This is a genomic window from Labrenzia sp. THAF191a (genome assembly GCF_009363335.1).
In the GTDB taxonomy this organism is placed as follows: Bacteria; Pseudomonadota; Alphaproteobacteria; order Rhizobiales; family Stappiaceae; genus Roseibium; species Roseibium algicola.
The window spans coordinates 5373153-5391382 of sequence record NZ_CP045333.1 but is presented as its reverse complement, the minus strand read 5'-3'; the positions used below and the strand labels follow the sequence as shown (position 1 = coordinate 5391382).

Annotated in this window: 17 protein-coding genes; 16 read left to right on the top strand and 1 reads right to left on the bottom strand. The window is 60.2% G+C overall.

Annotated elements, in window-relative coordinates:
- Positions 1-2 precede the first annotated feature (2 nt).
- Positions 3-926, top strand: a complete 924-nt coding sequence (locus FIV05_RS24785) for an ABC transporter permease (RefSeq protein ID WP_022997679.1) — start codon at positions 3-5, stop codon at positions 924-926.
- On the top strand, positions 923-2074 hold the full coding sequence (locus FIV05_RS24780; protein ID WP_152511347.1) for an ABC transporter permease: 1152 nt from the start codon (positions 923-925) through the stop codon (positions 2072-2074). The genes FIV05_RS24785 and FIV05_RS24780 overlap by 4 nt, the downstream gene beginning before the upstream one ends.
- A gap of 22 nt (positions 2075-2096) precedes the next feature.
- On the opposite strand, the gene FIV05_RS31945 is transcribed toward FIV05_RS24780, so the two are convergent.
- Positions 2097-2636: a PAS and helix-turn-helix domain-containing protein gene (locus tag FIV05_RS31945; protein ID WP_077290327.1), complete on the bottom strand. Its 540-nt coding sequence runs from the start codon at positions 2634-2636 to the stop codon at positions 2097-2099.
- An 86-nt stretch (positions 2637-2722) separates the two neighbouring features.
- Between FIV05_RS31945 and FIV05_RS24770 the strand changes: the two genes are divergently transcribed.
- The 14 genes from FIV05_RS24770 to FIV05_RS24705 all read left to right on the top strand — a co-directional run bounded on the left by FIV05_RS24770 (position 2723) and on the right by FIV05_RS24705 (position 18161).
- On the top strand, positions 2723-4048 hold the full coding sequence (locus FIV05_RS24770) for an acetylornithine deacetylase/succinyl-diaminopimelate desuccinylase family protein (protein ID WP_022997676.1): 1326 nt from the start codon (positions 2723-2725) through the stop codon (positions 4046-4048).
- Positions 4035-5519, top strand: coding sequence for an ABC transporter substrate-binding protein (locus FIV05_RS24765; RefSeq protein ID WP_152511346.1), 1485 nt, complete (start codon positions 4035-4037; stop codon positions 5517-5519). The genes FIV05_RS24770 and FIV05_RS24765 overlap by 14 nt, the downstream gene beginning before the upstream one ends.
- A gap of 101 nt (positions 5520-5620) precedes the next feature.
- Complete coding sequence (locus FIV05_RS24760) at positions 5621-6568, top strand: ABC transporter permease (RefSeq protein ID WP_022997674.1); 948 nt, start codon at positions 5621-5623, stop codon at positions 6566-6568.
- Complete coding sequence (locus FIV05_RS24755; protein ID WP_152511345.1) at positions 6568-7398, top strand: ABC transporter permease; 831 nt, start codon at positions 6568-6570, stop codon at positions 7396-7398. Before FIV05_RS24760 ends, FIV05_RS24755 begins: the two co-directional genes overlap by 1 nt.
- Positions 7395-8984, top strand: a complete 1590-nt coding sequence (locus FIV05_RS24750; RefSeq protein ID WP_152511344.1) for a dipeptide ABC transporter ATP-binding protein — start codon at positions 7395-7397, stop codon at positions 8982-8984. Before FIV05_RS24755 ends, FIV05_RS24750 begins: the two co-directional genes overlap by 4 nt.
- A gap of 11 nt (positions 8985-8995) precedes the next feature.
- Positions 8996-10450 (top strand): aldehyde dehydrogenase family protein, encoded by a 1455-nt coding sequence (locus FIV05_RS24745; protein ID WP_152511343.1) that lies wholly within the window; start codon positions 8996-8998, stop codon positions 10448-10450.
- Positions 10451-10574: 124 nt separating this feature from the next.
- Positions 10575-11315 (top strand): SDR family oxidoreductase, encoded by a 741-nt coding sequence (locus tag FIV05_RS24740; RefSeq protein WP_022997670.1) that lies wholly within the window; start codon positions 10575-10577, stop codon positions 11313-11315.
- 85 nt (positions 11316-11400) lie between these two features.
- Positions 11401-11790, top strand: coding sequence for a GFA family protein (locus FIV05_RS24735; protein ID WP_077290322.1), 390 nt, complete (start codon positions 11401-11403; stop codon positions 11788-11790).
- A gap of 410 nt (positions 11791-12200) precedes the next feature.
- The gene (locus FIV05_RS24730; RefSeq protein WP_152511342.1) at positions 12201-13121 is read left to right on the top strand and encodes a sugar ABC transporter substrate-binding protein; all 921 of its coding nucleotides are present in this window, start codon (positions 12201-12203) and stop codon (positions 13119-13121) included.
- A gap of 77 nt (positions 13122-13198) precedes the next feature.
- Positions 13199-14767: a sugar ABC transporter ATP-binding protein gene (locus FIV05_RS24725; protein WP_152511341.1), complete on the top strand. Its 1569-nt coding sequence runs from the start codon at positions 13199-13201 to the stop codon at positions 14765-14767.
- Positions 14764-15762, top strand: a complete 999-nt coding sequence (locus tag FIV05_RS24720) for an ABC transporter permease (protein WP_062489262.1) — start codon at positions 14764-14766, stop codon at positions 15760-15762. Before FIV05_RS24725 ends, FIV05_RS24720 begins: the two co-directional genes overlap by 4 nt.
- A complete protein-coding gene (gene rbsD, locus FIV05_RS24715; RefSeq protein WP_152511340.1) occupies positions 15759-16169 on the top strand; it encodes a D-ribose pyranase in 411 nt (136 codons plus the stop codon). Before FIV05_RS24720 ends, rbsD begins: the two co-directional genes overlap by 4 nt.
- On the top strand, positions 16166-17092 hold the full coding sequence (rbsK, locus tag FIV05_RS24710; protein ID WP_152511339.1) for a ribokinase: 927 nt from the start codon (positions 16166-16168) through the stop codon (positions 17090-17092). The genes rbsD and rbsK overlap by 4 nt, the downstream gene beginning before the upstream one ends.
- A gap of 79 nt (positions 17093-17171) precedes the next feature.
- A complete protein-coding gene (locus FIV05_RS24705) occupies positions 17172-18161 on the top strand; it encodes a LacI family DNA-binding transcriptional regulator (RefSeq protein WP_055659568.1) in 990 nt (329 codons plus the stop codon).
- Positions 18162-18230: the final 69 nt, after the last annotated feature.

Genomic DNA, 18230 nt, shown 5'->3' with positions numbered 1-18230 from the left:
GGATGAAAGCGCTTCAAAACGTATTCAGGGAAATTTCCGGCAAGCATGGTCTTGGCGCTGCATCGTTCGTCGCCGTGGCAGTCCTGTTCTGGGTCATCTGCCTGATCACGCTGCCGCAGGTGGCAATGCTCGACTATTCCTTCCGGTTCAACCTGCCGGCAGCTGAAGTCGGTGGACCGCAAGATGTCTATACTCTTGAAAACTATTCGTATTTTTTCCAAGGCAACGACGGCACGGTCAACACGCTCGATATCGGTATCCTGTTCAAGACCCTGATCGCGGCGGTGTTCGTCACCTGTATCGACATTCTGCTCTGCTACCCGATCGCCTTCATTCTCGCTCATTCGGCCACCGGCGTTGCGGCGCGGATGATGGTCATCGGCCTGATCGTGCCCTTCTGGGTCAACGAGATCCTGCGTGCCTTCGCCTTCCGTGTCCTGTTCGGTTCAACGGGCCTCATCAACGGCATCGGCATGTCGGTGGGGCTGTGGGATCAGCCTGTCGATTTCATCCGGGCTGACGTCGCGCTCTATTCCGGGCTGACCTATGCCTACATCCTCCTGATGGTTTTCCCGATCTTCAATGCCGTCGAGGCGCTCGACCGCAACCAGATCGAAGCGGCAAGGGACATGGGGGCCAGCTGGTGGCGGGTGCATTGGCGGGTGGTGCTGCCGGTTGCCAAGCCGGGCATCGCCTCCGGGGCAACCATGGTGTTCATGCTGACGGCAGGTGCGCTTGCAGCCCCCCAGATCCTCGGCGGTCCTTCCAATCTCTGGTTCACCCAGCTCATCTACCAGTGGTTCAACGAGAGCGCCAACTGGCAACGCGGTTCGGCCTATGCGGTGATCCTGCTGATTGTCTGCATCTCCTTCGTCATGATGCTGATGCGGATCTTCAAGGTCTCCATCGGGGAGATCGGCCGATGAACCGGGGCACAGGTGGCGGCGTGGTCGCGGCAGGCTTCTCCCTGCTTTTCTTCACCTTCCTGTTCGGGCCGCTGATCATCATGGTGATCACGGCGTTCAATTCGTCCTCCTTCCCGCGGATCACGCCATGGGAATGCTTCACGACGGATTGGTTTGGCGTTCTCTTCGCCAATGACCGTCTTATGAGCGGGCTGGCCAACAGCTTGGTGATCGCCATCAGTGTGGTGGTCATTGCCGTGCCGATCGGGCTGGCGGGAGCGCTTGCGCTCTCGGAGCTCGGACCGCGCCTGCGTGCGGCGCTCTACACGGTGCTGATCACGCCTATCCTCATTCCAGGCGTCGTTCTGGGCATCTCGACCATTGTCTTCTGGGGCGCTTTCGGCAGGTCCGTTGGCGCGGACTACGGTTCGATCTTCTACAAAGGCATGTTTCTGACACTTGCCGGTCAGGTCACCTTCATTTCCGCCTATGCGATGCTGGTGTTTCTCGCAAGACTGCAGCGCTTCGATCCGATCCTGACGGAAGCCGCACTCGATCTCGGCGCGACGCCGGGACAGGCCTTCCGCAAGATCCTGTTGCCGTTCCTGTGGCCGGCCATCGGCTCTGCCGCGTTTCTGACCTTCCTGGCATCTTTCGAGAACTACAACACCACTGTCTTCACGATCCTCTCCGGCAATACGTTCACCACGGCACTGGCTTCCAAGGTTCGTCATGGGACAGACCCTTCCTTGTCGGCGCTCGCGGTCATCATCATCGGGGTTACGCTGATCGGGGCAGTGGTCCACGAAGCCCACATGCGGCGGAAGGAAGTGATGCGGACCGGCACTGCTGCGCGTTCCCGCATTTACGGCAATCCGGTTCTGCGGACACTGGTCCACCCGCTGACGATCTTCGTGATCCTTCTGGGTGTTGCAGGCTTTGCCACCTATCAGGGTTCGCAGCACGATGCTGGCGTTTGCAAACAGCAGATCCTCGATGACAAGCGCGCTCGTCAGCAGGAACTTCTGGAGGAGCAGCGCCGGAAGATGGAAGCGCAACAGCAGAACCAGGCACCTGCGTCCACGGCGCCGCTTGAAGCGCCGGTGAAAGCCAATCCGTCTCCCTTCGGCGGGGCCTTCAAGCCCAATGGTTTGAAACCAGGCGAGTAACAAGCGAACAGAAGCGTGCCATCTATTGTCCAGAAAGCCGGGACAGCAGCACGGCAACGCTTTTGACCTGAAACTTCTTCAGGAGCCGCGCGCGCACGTCTTCGACGGTTCTGGGCGAGAGTCCCAGAATGCGGCCCATCTCCTTGCTGGTCTGCCCCTGGGAAAGAAGCAGCAGGACATCGCGTTCGCGCGGTGTCAGCTTCGGCCCGGCGGCAGCATTGTCGATCAGGGCGAAACTCAGGACGATCCGCGCCAGCGGTGTTTCCGGCGTCAGGGTTCTTGCCCGGAACCGGCACCAGATAGGCGTTCCATCAGACCGGCGCATCAACCGCTCGTCCGTGTAGGGCAGGGACCGGCGCAAGGGCTCCAGGCCAATGTCGCGGATCTGGTGAAATTCCTGATCCGTGCCGTAGAGCAACCGGAAACTCTGCCCGATCAGCTGAGACTTCTTGAACCCGAACATCTCAACGAATGTCTGATTGCAGGCACGAATGATCCGGTTTTCGGTCAGCGCCAAACCCATGGGCGCGTTTTCGAAGGCCAGTTGGTCGAGGTCTGTCATGTTCCACCGTGTTCCTACGGTATTGGCACCGTAGTTTGACGGTAGCATAGTTCTCGTTGCTTTTACCAAGGGGAGGCTGAGACGGGATGGCGCTAGCAGACGACCTGATCCGGGAGATCGACGGAAGGCGCGAGGATCTGATCGCGTTGACCCAGGACCTTCTGCGCATTCCCACGCTCAACCCGCCCGGCGAGAACTACCGCGATATCTGCGATTATCTGCAGAAGCGTCTGTCCAGGTCCGGCTTCGACATCGAACTGATCCGGGCGCATGGAACGCCAGGCGACAGCGACAAGTATCCGCGCTGGAACATCGTCGCGCGCCGGGATGGCGACCGACCGGGCGAATGCGTGCACTTCAACAGTCATATCGACGTTGTCGACGTCGGCCACGGCTGGACAAAGGATCCGTTCGGCGGGGAACTTGTCGACGGCAAGATTTACGGCCGAGGCGCCTGCGACATGAAGGGCGGCCTTGCTGCCAGCATCGTTGCAGCCGAGGCTTTCCTTGCGGTCTGTCCGGACTTTGCCGGAGCTATCGAGATCAGCGGAACGGCCGACGAGGAATCGGGGGGCTACGGCGGCGTCGCCTATCTTGCAGGCAAGGGCTATTTCAGTCCGGACCGGGTTCAGCACGTCATCATTCCCGAGCCGCTGAACAAGGATCGGATCTGCCTCGGTCACCGAGGTGTCTGGTGGGCCGAGCTGGAGACATTCGGAGAGATCGCTCATGGCTCTATGCCGTTCCTCGGCGATTGTGCCGTCCGTCACATGGGAGCGGTGATCGACGAGATGGAGCAGAGCCTGTTTCCGGCGCTCGCGCAAAAGCGCACCGAAATGCCGGTGGTGCCGGAAGGCGCGAAACAGTCGACGCTCAACATCAATTCCATCCACGGTGGTCAATCGGAAGGCGATGCGGACTTTACCGGGCTTCCGAGCCCCTGCGTGCCGGACAGTTGCCGGATGGTGATCGACCGCCGGTTCCTGCTGGAAGAGAATATCGACGACGTGCAGGCGGAAGTTCTGGAAGTTCTGAAGACGGTTGAAGGACGGCGCGACAAGTTCCGCTACGACTTGCGGGAACTGCACAGGGTGCTGCCCACCATGACCGAAAAGGATGCGCCCGTCGTGCGGACCGTCGCCAAGGCCATTGCCGAAACCATGGGCCGTGAAGCTGAATATGTCGTCAGCCCGGGTACCTACGACCAGAAGCATATCGATCGTATCGGCAAACTGAAAAATTGTATCGCCTATGGCCCGGGCATTCTGGATCTGGCACATAAACCGGACGAATATGTGGGAGTGGATGACATGCTCGATTCTGCGAAGGTCATGGGCCGTTCGCTGATCGAGCTGTTGGCAAGGCCTTGCGAAAGCAGCCTCAATAAAGGGGGAAGTCATGCGTTTGCGTAAGTTTGGATTGGGTCTGGTCAGTGCTTTGGCGCTGGCAGCGAGCATGGGAATGGCCCATGCAAAAAGCGATATCGTGGTTGCCATGCAACTGGAACCGCCACATCTGGACCCGACTGGTGCCGCTGCAGGCGCGATTGATTCCGTCCTTTACTCCAACGTCTTCGAAGGTCTGACCCGCTTCGGTCCCGATGGCTCGGTCAATCCCGGGCTGGCCGAAAGCTGGGAGATTTCCGAGGACGGCAAGACCTATACCTTCAAGCTGCACAACGGCGTGAAATTTCACGATGGATCTGATCTGACGGCGGACGACGTAAAGTTCAGCCTCGATCGTGCCCGCGCAGACGACAGTCAGAACGCCCAGAAAGCTCTGTTTGCCGGTATCGAGAGCGTGGAAGTCGTGGATCCGCTGACCGTGAAGGTAACGCTCAAGGAGCCGAACGGCAGTTTCCTGTTCAACATGGCCTGGGGCGATGCGGTTATTGTCGCTCCCGAATCCATTGGCGATATCAAGAGCAAGCCGGTTGGAACGGGCGCGTTCAAGTTCACCGACTGGGTGCAGGGCGACCGGATCGATCTGGAAAAGAACGCAGACTACTGGGGTGAACCGGCCAAGCTCGACAAGGTCACCTTCAAGTTCATTTCCGATCCGACGGCAGCCTTCGCGGCCGTGATGGCGGAAGACGTCAACGCCTTCGTCGGTTTTCCGGCGCCGGAAAACCTGCCGCAGTTTGAGGCCGACGCCCGCTTCCAGGTGCTGGTCGGCTCTACCGAAGGCGAGACCATTCTTGCAGCCAACAACAAGTTGCCGCCGCTCGACAACATCAAGGTGCGCGAAGCGATTGCCCACGCGGTTGACCGGCAGGCGATCATCGATGGCGCGATGTTCGGCTACGGCACGCCGATCGGAACGCATTTTGCACCGCATAACCCCGATTACGTCGATCTGACGGGGAGCAGCCAGTACGATCCGGACCTCGCCAAGAAGCTGCTGGCCGAGGCCGGCTATGCGGATGGTTTCACCACCACGCTCAAGCTGCCGCCGCCATCCTATGCCCGCCGGGGCGGGGAGATCATCGCCGCACAACTCCGCGCCGTCGGTATCGAAACGGAAATCACCAACCTGGAATGGGCGCAGTGGCTGGAGCAGGTCTTCAAGGGCAAGGATTTCGGCCTGACAATCGTCAGCCATACCGAGCCGATGGATATCGGCATCTATGCCCGGCCGGATTACTATTTCCAGTATGACAATGCGGACTTCCAGAAGCTCATTGCCGATCTGACGGCGGAGAACGATCCGGCAAAACGCTCCGACCTTCTGAAACAGGCTCAGGAGACGATCTCCGGAGACTACGTCAACACCTACCTGTTCCAGCTCGCATTCCCGACCATCGCCGACGCCAAGATCAAGGGGCTCTGGGAAAACCAGCCGACCCAGGCAACGGATCTGACGGCGGTCTATTGGGAAGACTGACCCATACCGCAAAGCGGATGCTCGCGCCCGGTGTGCGGGCATCCACCTTCACTCCTTTCCTTTTGCCGGTATCTGACTGCCGATAGGCACGCGACGCGTTCATGCTGCAATATTTCCTGAAACGCCTTCTGTCCCTGGGGCTCAGCCTCGTGGCCGCGTCGGTGATAATCTTCCTGGCGCTGGAAGTGGTGCCGGGTGATCCGGCGTCCTACATGCTTGGCCTCAACGCCCAGGAAGACACGCTTGCAGCCCTGCGCGAGGAACTGGGCCTTGGCGGCAGCATCCTCGAGCGCTATGCAGCCTGGGCAGGTGGTCTTCTGGTCGGCGATTTCGGCACGTCCTACACATATCGCACACCCGTTGCGGGCATGATCGCCGACAGGCTTTGGGTGTCTCTGCCGCTGGCAGTCTATGCGCTGGTACTGAGCACCCTGATCGCCTTTCCTGCCGGTATCTGGGCTGCCTCGCGCCGGGGCTCCCACGCCGATGGCGCCGTCATGGGCGTGACCCAGCTCGGCATCGCCATCCCCAATTTCTGGTTCGCGATGCTGATGGTGCTGGTTTTTGCAATCAATCTGCGCTGGTTTTCCGCCGGCGGGTTTCCCGGGTGGGACGCGGGATTCTTCGCCGCCATGAAAGCGTTGACGCTGCCGGCCATCGCCCTGGCCCTGCCGCAGGCGAGCATCCTGACACGGGTGATGCGCTCCAGCCTGCTGGACACGCTGGGAGAGGACTTCATCCGCACTGCCCGTGCCAAGGGCCTCAGCAAGGGACAGGCACTCTGGCGTCATGCGGTGCGAAACGCCCTTATTCCGGTGCTGACGATCCTCGGGCTGCAATTCTCCTTCCTGCTGGCGGGCGCAATCATCATTGAAAACGTCTTCTTTCTGCCGGGCCTCGGCAGGCTGGTCTTTCAGTCTATCAGCGCGCGCGACCTGATCGTGGTCGAAAGCGTCGTGATGCTGCTGGTCTTTGCGGTCATCGTCGTCAACTTCACTGTCGACATGGCCTATGCCTGGGTCGATCCGAGACTGCGGAGGCGACGTTGATGAGCGTCCTGTTCCACAGCCGCACACTGCTGCCAGGCGCCATTCTGACGCTTCTGTTCACAGCCGCCGCGTTCATCAGCCTCGTCTGGGTACCGTATGACACGACAGTGCTGGATATCGCCAACCGCATGAAGCCGCCAAGCTGGCTGCACCTCTTCGGAACCGATCAGTTTGGGCGGGACATTCTCAGCATGATCATGGTCGGTGCGCGCACATCCATTGCCGTCGCCCTGGTTGCTGTCGGCATCGGCATGGCTGTTGGTGTGCCGCTCGGTCTTGCTGCTGCTGCCAGGAAAGGCGGCCTGATGGACGAGATCATCATGCGCGCCAATGACCTTGTGTTTGCGTTTCCAAGCCTTCTGATCGCGGTCATGATCACTGCCGTCTTCGGGGCGTCGGCACTCAACGCCATCATCGCCATCGGCATCTTCAATATCCCGGTCTTCGCCCGCCTGACGCGCGGCGCTGCGCTGTCGCTCTGGAACCGGGAATACATTCTGGCGGCGCGGGTCGCGGGCAAAGGCTCGGCGCGTATTTCGCTGGAACACATCCTGCCCAACGTCGCCAATCTCCTGATCGTTCAGGGCACGATCCAGTTCTCGCTGGGCATTCTCGCCGAAGCGGGGCTCAGCTATGTCGGCCTTGGAGCACAGCCGCCGACTGCCAGTTGGGGGCGGATGCTGGCCGACAGCCAGACGATGATATCGCTCGCGCCTCATCTGGCGCTGTTTCCGGGCCTTGCCATCCTTCTGACGGTGCTTGGACTGAACCTGCTTGGCGATGGCCTGCGGGACAGTCTCGATCCGAAACTCAGGAGGGCCCGGACATGAGCCTTCTGACCATAAGGAACCTGTCGCTTTCCATTCACGGTCTTCAGATCCTCCGGAATGTCTCAATGGAAGTGGCGCCGGGCCGTATTCTCGGGGTGATCGGCGAGAGTGGGTCCGGCAAGTCGATCACGGCCTTTTCCGTGCTGCAGCTGTTGCCGGGCGGCGCTTCCTGCACCGGTTCGATCAATCTGTCGGGCAAGGATATCCTGTCGCTCAGCGAAGCCGAAATGTGTGGCCTGCGCGGGCGGGACGTCGGCATGGTCTTCCAGGAGCCGATGACTGCGCTCAATCCGCTGAAGACCATCGGCGACCAGGTTGCCGAGACAATCCTGATCCACGAGCGGGTTTCGAAAGCCGAAGCAATGGCTCGCGCAGCGGATGCCCTGCAACGCGCGGAACTGCCGCAGGAACGGTTTCCGTTAAGCCGTTATCCGCACGAACTCTCCGGCGGTCAGCGCCAGAGAGTGGTCATCGCCATGGCCATTGCTCTCAAGCCCAAGCTGCTGATTGCCGACGAACCGACCACCGCTCTGGATGTCACGACCCAGGCACAGATCCTGGAACTTCTGAAGCGTCTCGTCGCCGAGGACGGCATGGGGCTGATGCTGATCAGCCACGACCTCGCGGTCGTGGCCGACCTGGCCGACGATCTGGTGATCATGCGTCAGGGCGAGGTGGTCGAAAGCGGTCCGGCCAAGACGCTCTTCGGCAATCTGCAGCATCCCTATTCGCGTGCGCTGCTGGAAGCCTCCGCCCATGTGCCAGAACGCGGCAACGAAACGCTGGAGCAGCCCCTGCTGCAGGTGCGTGATGTCGTGCGCGATTATACCGGACATACACACGGATGGTGGGGCAAGACCACGCAGTTTCGTGCTGTTGATGGCGTCAGCTTCGAGATCCGAAAGGGCGAGAGCCTCGGCCTTGTCGGTGAATCGGGTTGCGGCAAGTCCACACTGACGCGGGCTATCCTGGGTCTGGAAGAAGTGCAGGACGGCGAAATTCTGTTCGACGGTCTGCCTGTCTTCACCCATCACCACGCCAACCAGGTCGTGCGCAGGCGCATGCAGGTGGTCTTTCAGGACCCCTATGGAAGCTTTAATCCGCGCTGGCGGGTGGACAGGCTGATCACGGAGCCTTTCCATCTGCTCTCTGACCCGCCCAAAGGGGCCGAGCGAGACGCGGCAATTGCCGAAGCTCTTGAAAGCGTCGGTCTTAGCGCGGCGGATGCCCACAAGTACATACACGAGTTCTCCGGTGGCCAGCGTCAGCGCATCGCAATCGCACGTGCGCTCATCATCAAGCCGGACCTGATCATTCTCGACGAAGCAGTTTCGGCGCTCGATGTGTCCGTTCGCGCCCAGGTGCTCGATCTACTGGCGGATCTGGCCGACAGGTTTGGCCTGACCTACCTCTTCATCAGTCACGATCTCAGCGTGGTCCGTTCGATAACGGATCGGGTGCTGGTGATGAAATCCGGCAAGATTGTCGAGCAAGGGCCGACGGACACGGTCTTCGACCGGCCGAACCATCCATATACACAACAACTTGTTGCTGCCGCACCGGTCCTTCCGGCCGGCATCCTTTAGGGGAGGAACCCATGACCCAGGAACTGGACCTTTGGTTCGATCCGGCCAAATGCCTGATCGGCGGAAAATGGGTGGATCCGGCAGGAGGCGGAGAACTGCCGCTCAACGATCCCTCGACCGGGGCACGCATCGGCGCGATTGCCCGCGGTGGAGCGGCCGATATCGATGCAGCGGTGGATGCGGCCGAAGCCGCCATGGCAGGCGAGTGGGGGCGGACCAACGCCGCCGAGCGCGGCCGGTTCCTGTTTCGCCTGCGCGAGCTGGTGCTGGAAAAGGTGGACCATCTGGCGCGGATCGAATCCATCGATGTCGGCAAGCCGTTGAAACAGGCACGCGCAGACGCTGTCGCTCTTGCCCGATATCTGGAATTTTATGGCGGGGCTGCAGACAAGCTCCATGGCGAGACAATTCCCTATCTCGATGGGTACACGGTCTACACCTTGCGCGAACCGCATGGCGTTACCGGGCATATCGTGCCCTGGAACTACCCGATGCAGATCATCGGCCGCTCAGTTGGCGCGGCGCTGGCAACAGGCAATGCCTGTGTGCTGAAACCGGCGGAAGACGCCTGCCTGACGGCGCTTGCCTTTGCCGATCTCGCCCGCCAGGCCGGTTTGCCTGACGGTGCGCTGAACGTGGTTCCGGGTCTCGGGTCGGAAGCCGGTGCGGCCTTGACCGCACATCCGCGTGTCCATCACATCTCTTTCACCGGTTCGGTTGCAACCGGTGTTCAGGTGCAGACGGCGGCAGCCCGGAATGTCGTGCCGGTAACGCTGGAGCTCGGCGGCAAGTCGCCTCAGCTTGTGTTCGAGGATGCCGATCTGGATGCTGCCCTGCCATTCCTGGTGAACGCAGGCATCCAGAACGCCGGGCAGACCTGCTCGGCTTCCTCACGCATTCTGGTGCACAGGTCTGTGTCCGATCAGGTGACCGAGCGCATGGCGGCTCGCTATGGTTCGCTTACGGTCGGGCCTGCACTGAACGATCTCGATGTCGGACCGCTGATCTCGGCCAAGCAGAAAGACATCGTCTCAAGTTTTCTGGATAGGGGCGCGGATCTTCAAAAGGTGGCGGAAGGTGTGTTGCAGGACGCACCGGACGGCGGGAACTACGTCTGTCCAACCCTTTTTGCCGGCGTTTCGCCCAGCCACGTGCTGGCACGGGACGAGATATTCGGCCCGGTGCAGGTGATCATTCCCTTTGACGACGAGGAAGAAGCAATCTCGATTGCCAATGGCACGGACTACGGCCTTGTCGCGAGCCTGTGGACCCGCGACGGTGCCCGCCAAATGCGGCTCGCCAAAAAGATCCGGACCGGCCAGGTTTTCATCAACAACTACGGTGCCGGTGGCGGTGTCGAGCTGCCGTTCGGCGGCATGGGCAAGTCCGGTCACGGCCGGGAAAAGGGGTTCGAGGCGCTTTACGGCTTCACCACGCTGAAGACCGTTGCGGCGTTTCACGGGTGAACGTCCGGACGCTCAATTCGATGCGCGTACAAAGAACAATTGATTGTAGCTCCCCGAACCCGGCTCGCGCTTCGCTCGGCCGGGATGACGCTGGAGAGCAAGGAACCAAGATCGGGAGGTTTGCATGAGACTTGAAGGAAAGAAGGCGATTGTCACGGGTGGGGCCTCGGGCTTTGGCGCCGGCATCGTGCGCAAGTTCGCAGCAGAAGGCGCGAAGGTCATGGTCGCCGACCTGAACCTGGACCTTGCAGAGGAAATTGCCGCGGAAGTTGGCGGACTGGCCATCAAGACGGATGTCTCCAGCAATGACAGCGTCAGCCACTTGGCCGATGTTGCCTCCTCGCTGCTCGGCGGGGTCGATATCCTGGTCAACAATGCCGGCATCACGCATTTGCCCAAACTGATGCAGGACGTCACGGAAGAAGAGTTCGACCGGGTCCTCGCGGTCAATTGCAAGTCGGTCTATCTGACCGCGAAGCACTTCGTCCCGGCCATGACGGAAGCCGGCAAGGGGGCGATCCTGAATGTGGCTTCCACAGCAGGCCTCAGCCCGCGTCCCAGGCTCAACTGGTACAACGCCTCCAAGGGGTGGATGATCACCGCGACAAAGACGATGGCGGTCGAACTCGCCCCGTCGGGCGTGCGGGTCAACGCAATTTGCCCGGTGGCCGGCGAAACGCCGCTTCTGAAAAGCTTCATGGGTGAAGACACGCCGGAAATGCGTGCCAAGTTCCTCTCTACCATTCCCATCGGCCGTTTTTCGACACCGGAAGACATGGGCAACGCAGCCTGTTTCCTGTGCTCGGATGAGGCGGGCATGATTACCGGGGTTGCGATGGAAGTTGACGGCGGACGCTGCATCTGAGGATTGATCAGCCTTGGCCGGATCATGTATCGACAGGTCCGAACAGAGTTGCGCGACATCCAGACGGCCGAAGGACGACGAGATCATGAAGCGATACACCGGTGGCTGCCTGTGCGGGAATGTCCGGTTCGTGGCAGAAGGCGAACCGTATCGGGTCGGCCTTTGCCATTGTCTTGACTGCCGTAAGCATCACGGGGCGCTCTTCCACGCCTCTGCTGTCTTTCCGCAGGATGCCGTTAGCCACGAAGGTGAAACGGGCGAGTATCGGGGGCGGTCTTTCTGTCCTCGGTGCGGATCGTCCGTTTTTTCGCAAACAGGTGATGAAACCGAGGTGCATCTGGGAGCGCTGGACGCACCCGACCAGATGACCCCGACCTACGAACTCTGGACCATCCGCCGCGAAGCCTGGCTGCCGGAATTTCCGATTTCCAGACACTACGAGCGCGATCGGGAAAACGAGGGGCGCGAGGAGTAGAGGTCTTCAAACCAGGGCCGGGTGCCAAGTGGATGGCGAGTAGACCCTGATTTGCCCATCACACCTCCGGATTTCGTTCGCTGACACCTCGAAACCTGTAAGAATTCGCGCGCTCCGATTGCCGGTTTTAGCATCTGCAGCCGGTTGTATCTTTGCAGTCAGACAGGAAGTCAGGGGGCTGGATTCGGCCCCTTTTTTGCTGCGCCATAACGCTCCCGAGCAAATTTTTTCACGTTTAAATTCAGGTGAAAGATCCTGAAATCACTCGCTATTTCTACGCATGAAATGAATGCATTCAAAAAAATGAAACGTTTCATATTGACGTTGTAATTCGGCCGTGCTTTCAATTGTGCAGCCTGATAGCGCCCTTGGAATGGCGTGAGAGGTGCAGCCTTTTTGGGAGGAAAATCATGAAGTTATTGAAAATCGCTGCCGCGGCAGCGACCGGCCTCGCTTTGCTTGGTGGAACCGCTCTTGCCGACGAGAAGCCGGTGGTGGGCCTGATCATGAAATCACTGGCCAACGAGTTCTTTCAGAACATGATGGTTGGTGCCGAGGAGCACCAGAAGCGCCGTGGCGACTATGAGCTCATGGCCGTCGGCATGCAGAACGAGACCGACTTTGAATCCCAGATCAACGCGGTCGAAAACTTCATCACGCAGGGTGTTGACGCCATCGTTGTCGCTCCGGCCGACAGCCGCGCCATGGTCCGTCCGCTGAAAAAGGCGATGGAAGCCGGTATCGTCGTGGTCAACTTCGATGTGGCGCTTGACGAGGAAGCCAAGAAGCAGCAGGGCGTAGAACTCGCGTTCGTCGGCCCGGACAACCGGGGCGGTGCCAAGCTTGCGGGTGATGCACTGGGCAAGAAGCTGGGTGAGGGCGCAAAGGTTGTCATCATCGAGGGCAACCCGGGTGCAGACAATGCCACGCAGCGCCGCCTGGGCTTTGAAGACTCTGTTGCCGAGTACAAGCTGGACCTGCTGGACAGCCGGACAGCGCATTGGGAAACCGAAGAAGCCAACCAGGTCTTCGCCACAATGCTGACAGCGCATCCCGACGTTCAGGGCGTGATGGCGGCCAACGACTCCATGGCGATTGGCGTTGTAAAGGCACTGGAAAGCGCCGGCCGCACCGACATTGAAGTCATCGGTTTTGACAACATTCCTGCAGTCGGCCCGATGATCGAAGACGGCCGGATGCTGGCTACCGTCGACCAGTTCGGCACCGACATGGCGGCCAATGCCATCGACATGGCGCTCGACGTCGTTTCGACCGGTGAACAGCTTCAGGGCTGGGTCAAGACGCCGATCGAATTGGTGACTGCGAAGTAAGCAGTCTCAAGAACGCTCCCGCCCGGTCAGCTTCAGGGCGGGAGCTGTTTATCCATCAAAAAACGACTGGACGCACCATGGCAGCAGCATCGCTTGCCGCAGCGCCCGCCGCTGCACCGGACCGTGCTTTCCTGACGGTCGAGGGTCTGAAAAAGCATTTCGGTGGCGTCAAGGCACTGGACGGGGTCAGTTTCTCCCTGGATGAAGGCGAGGTTCATGCGCTCGTCGGAGAAAACGGCGCCGGCAAATCCACCCTCATCAAGATCCTTTCAGGCGTGTTTCCCTACGACGAGGGTCAGATAGCCCTGGCTGGCGAACCTTACCGCCCCATGAGCCCGCATGACGCCAAGGATCATGGCGTTCAGGTGGTTCATCAGGAATTCAACCTGCTTGAACACCTCACCATCGCCGAAAATATCTCCATAGAACATCTGCCGAAGAACAGCCTCGGTCTGTTGGACCGCAAGGAAATGAACCGGCGCGCGCGAAAGGCACTGGATGCAATCGGACTAACGGATGTGGACGTCACCGCTCCAGTCCGCTCTCTCGGGATTGCCCATCGCCAGCTGGTCGAAATTGCCCGGGCGTTGCAGTCGAAAAGCCGGATCCTGATCCTGGACGAGCCGACCGCAACCCTGACGGAACGCGAGACCAGACGCCTGTTTGACATCGTTGCCGGTATCAAGGCGGACGGGGTCACCGTGGTATTCGTCTCGCACCACCTCGATGAGGTGTTTGCCATCTGTGACCGTGTCACCGTGTTTCGAAACGGCAAGACCATTGCGACCGATCTGATCAGCGAGACCACTCCGGAAGGTGTTGTGCAGCGGATGGTGGGGCGCAAGCTTGCCGCCGAACAGGACGAACAGCCCGATGGCCATGCGCTTGGCGCAAGTGCATTGAGGCTGGAAGACCTTCTGACCGTTGCAAATCCCGGGACAAACGGTGTTTCGCTTGATTTGCGTTACGGCGAGATCGTCGGGATATCCGGACTTGTCGGGGCAGGGCGTACCGAAATCCTGCGCGGCATCTTCGGGATCGATCCGCTCAAGTCCGGCAAGATCTACCGTGATGGCGCGGAAGTGCGCTTCAAGGGGCCGCGTGACGCCATTGCTGCGGGCATCGGTTTCGTCACCGAAGATCGCAAGGACGAAGGCCTCATTCTGGACATGCCCATTGCTGCCAACATATCGCTGGCCAACATGGGCTCGGTCTCGCGCAAGGGGCTTTTGAAGCTGGCCGAGGAAACGCGTCAGGCCATCGCAAGCGCGGCTCGGCTGACCCTCAAATACGGACGGGCCTCGGATCCTGCCTCGAGCCTCTCCGGCGGCAACCAGCAGAAGGTTGTTCTGGCCAAATGGCTTGCGCGCAATCCGAAGGTGTTGCTGCTCGACGAGCCGACACGCGGTGTGGACGTCGGCGCCAAGGCCGAAATCTACGCCATTCTGAAAGACCTGGCCCGAGAAGGGGTTGCCTTGCTTGTCGTCTCTTCGGAAATGCCGGAGCTGATGACACTGGCCGATCGCATTCTGGTGCTTGCCGAACATGAGATCCAGGGCGAAGTGAAACGCCCGGATTTCTCTGAAGAAAACATTCTGAAACTGGCCTACGGGCAAACGCCGAGCGCCGGGGAAAACGACAAATGACAACCGAAACCTTGAGTGAAACGGCCGCCGCCGCACCGAAGTTCTCCATCCGGACGGTGTTGCACAACGCGGGTATCGGCCTGGCCCTGCTGGCGCTGATCGTCTTTTTCTCGCTCTTCACCGAGCACTTTCTGACGCCGAACAACATCACCAATATTCTGACCCAGATCACCATCAACCTTGTGCTGGCCGTCGGCATGACCTTCGTGATCCTGATCGGCGGCATCGATCTGTCTGTCGGATCCGTCATGGCCTTTGCTGCCGTTGTTGCCGGCAAGGCGATTACCTTGCCCGGCTTTGGCCCGGCCGAGGCGATCGCACTAGCCGTTGTCGCAGCCACCTTGACCGGCGTCTTCTGCGGCTTTCTCAACGGTGCCATCAGTGCCTATTGGTCGCTGCCGTCCTTCATCATCACGCTCGGCATGCTGAACATTGCCCGCGGTGCGGCGCTGCAGGTTTCCGAGGCACAGACCATCTATTCCTTCCCTTTCGCGTTCGAGGAATTCGGGTCCGCCATGGTCTACGGTGTGCCGGTAGTGTTCCTGGTGGCGCTTGTGCTGGTGTTCATTGCCTGGTTCGTGCTGAACTTCACGGTCTTCGGCCGTCTGATCTACGGTATCGGCAACAACGAAGAAGCTGTCCGGCTGGCCGGTCATTCGGTGGCTCGCTACAAGATCGCCGCCTTCACCATCTGCGGTCTGACCGCTGGGATTGCCGCGGTCGTCTATATGGCACGCCTCAACATCTCCAGCCCGATTGCCGGCATCGGCTTTGAACTCAACGCCATTGCTGCCGTCATCATCGGCGGCACCAGCCTCAGCGGCGGGCGCGGATCGGTCATCGGGACGCTGCTGGGGGCCTTCATCATCGGTGTCCTCGCCAACGGGCTCATCCTGATCGGCCTCAGCGATTTCATGCGCCAGATGATCACCGGTGTCGTCATCATCGTTGCCGTCATCCTCGACTACTACCGTGCAAAGTACGCATCCAAATGAAACGCACAGCCCTTTTGAACTGCCACCTGAGTTTGCTTGTTGCTTCTCTCGGGCATCTGGACGAAATCGTTGTTGCCGATGCCGGTCTGCCTGTCCCGGCCGGTGTGAAGGTGATCGACCTTGCCGTCACTGCAGGGGTGCCGAGCTTTCGCGAACTGCTGACCGCACTGAAGTCCGAACTTGTCATTGAAGGTGCCGTCTGGGCGGAGGAGGCATCTGCGGAGCTGACCTCGCTGATGCAGCATGAAGTGGCTTCCTGGGCGGAGGAGACGGGTAAGGCGATTACTGTTTCAAGGCTTACGCACGAGGCTTTCAAGCACCGGACGCAAACGGCCAGGGCCGTGATCCGCACCGGCGAGGTGACCCCCTACGCCAACATCATTCTCATCAGCGGAGTTGCGTTTTGACGTCCGTTACCGTTGTCGGCAGCATCAATATCGATCTCACCAGCTATCTCGACCGCTGGCCGAAAATTGGTGAGACGATTTCCGTTCGCGAAACCGTCACCTCGTTGGGCGGGAAGGGGGCCAACCAGGCCGTCGCTGCCGCCCGTCTGGGCGCCAGTGTCAACTTCATCGGTGCCGTCGGCAGAGATGGCTTTGGTGCGGAAGCCGCCGCAGCCCTCAGGCCAGAAGGGGTTGCGATCCTTCTGGAGGAAATGACCAACACCGCAACCGGTCTTGCCTTCATCGATGTCGATCCCGATGGGCAGAACATTATCCGCCTCTCGGCCGGTGCAAATGGCAGGTTGTCACCGGAAAATGTCTCGAAATATGCAGATATCCTCCGCAAGAGCCGCGTCCTGCTTTTGCAGAACGAGATTGGTCTGGAAACATCGCTGGCCGCCGCGCGGATTGCCCGTGAGGCGGGTGCGCTGGTCATCATGGATCCGGCACCCGCGCCGGACCCTGCCTGGCCCGCTGAAGTTCTGTCCAGCTTTGATATCCTGACGCCAAATGCGGGTGAGGCGGGCGGCCTGTTGGGAACAGAACCGCAAACACTGGCCGATGCGCGCGAGGCGGCAGGTGCGTTGCGCAGCTTGGGCTTGCGCGGGGCCGTCGTCACCATGGGGGCAGACGGAGTTGCCTGGTCAATCGACGGCAGTACCGGCGCCTTGCCTGCGCCCAGGGTTCGCAGCATCGATACGGTTGCCGCCGGTGACTGTTTCAACGGTGCTTTTGCGGCAAGAATAGCCTCGGGTAAGTCGATTGAGGATGCAATTTCGTTCGCCATGCAGGCGGCGGCTTTGGCAACAACCCGCAAGGGAGCGGCAACATCGTTGCCACGTCTGGACGAGATGGAGGCTTTCCCCGCCCAACGCATTGCCTGAATGCATTCATTTGCTTGATCAGATCACCGAGGAATGGTTCAAGGGGGCAACGCTTGGGGCGCGGGGAGAAACGCAAAACATGCCAACAATCAAAGACGTCGCACGCAAAGCTGGTGTGTCCGTTGGTACTGTCTCCCGCGTTCTGTCCAAAAACGAGTCGGTCAAGCAGCCCCTGAAGGAGCGCGTGCTCGCGGCTATGAAGGAGCTGGACTACAAGCCCAACCTGGCTGCCAGGGCATTGCGCACCAACAGCATCGACGTGATCGGCCTCGTGGTGCCGGATATCACCAACCCTTTCTTTTCCCAGCTCGCCAAGAACATCGAAATGGAAGCCGCCAAGCGGGGCCACTCCGTTATGCTCGCAAATTCCCATGACGATGCAGAAGCCGAACAGACCCAGATAGCGGCGTTGCTGGACAGGGCCGTGTGCGGGGTCATCGTGGTGGCAACCTCCGACGGTGGCCAGACACACAAGGCCGACGTGCCGATCGTTTCGCTCGACCGCCGCTTCGGTCCCTATCCGCTGGTCGCAACTGACCATTTCGACGGCTCGGCGAAGATCGCCGATCATCTCGTCGGCCTCGGCCATCGCCGCATCGCCTATATCGCCGGCCCACAGTCCATGGAAGTGGCCCGCCAGCGGCGGGAAGGCTTTGTTGCCCGGATCAAGGCCCTGTCAACGCCGGAAGATCCGATCACGCTTACTGTCCACGAAGGTCATTTCGATTACGACAGCGGCGAAGACATCGGCCGGTCAATCCTGAAAGACACCTCCCAGGAGACCCGCCCGACAGCCATTGCCGCCGCAAGTGACCAGCAGGCAATCGGTGTCTTGCGCTGCGCCCGCGATCTGAAGATCGCCATTCCGGCGGATCTTTCCGTCACGGGCTTCGATGACATTGCACTGGCAGCTCTCGTGGTCCCGCGTCTCACCACCTTGCGTCAGCCCATTGAACAGCTGGCCGGGTCAGCGGTTGCAAGGATCTTTGCCGGGGAGGCTGCGGCCGACGAAGCGATTGCCGGGGAGATTGTGGTGCGGGAATCGACTGGCAATATCCCGAATTCCTGAGACGCATTGATCGGTTCCGGACCCGTGTCCAGCCCGACATAAAAGACGATTTGCAGATCGATACCGTCA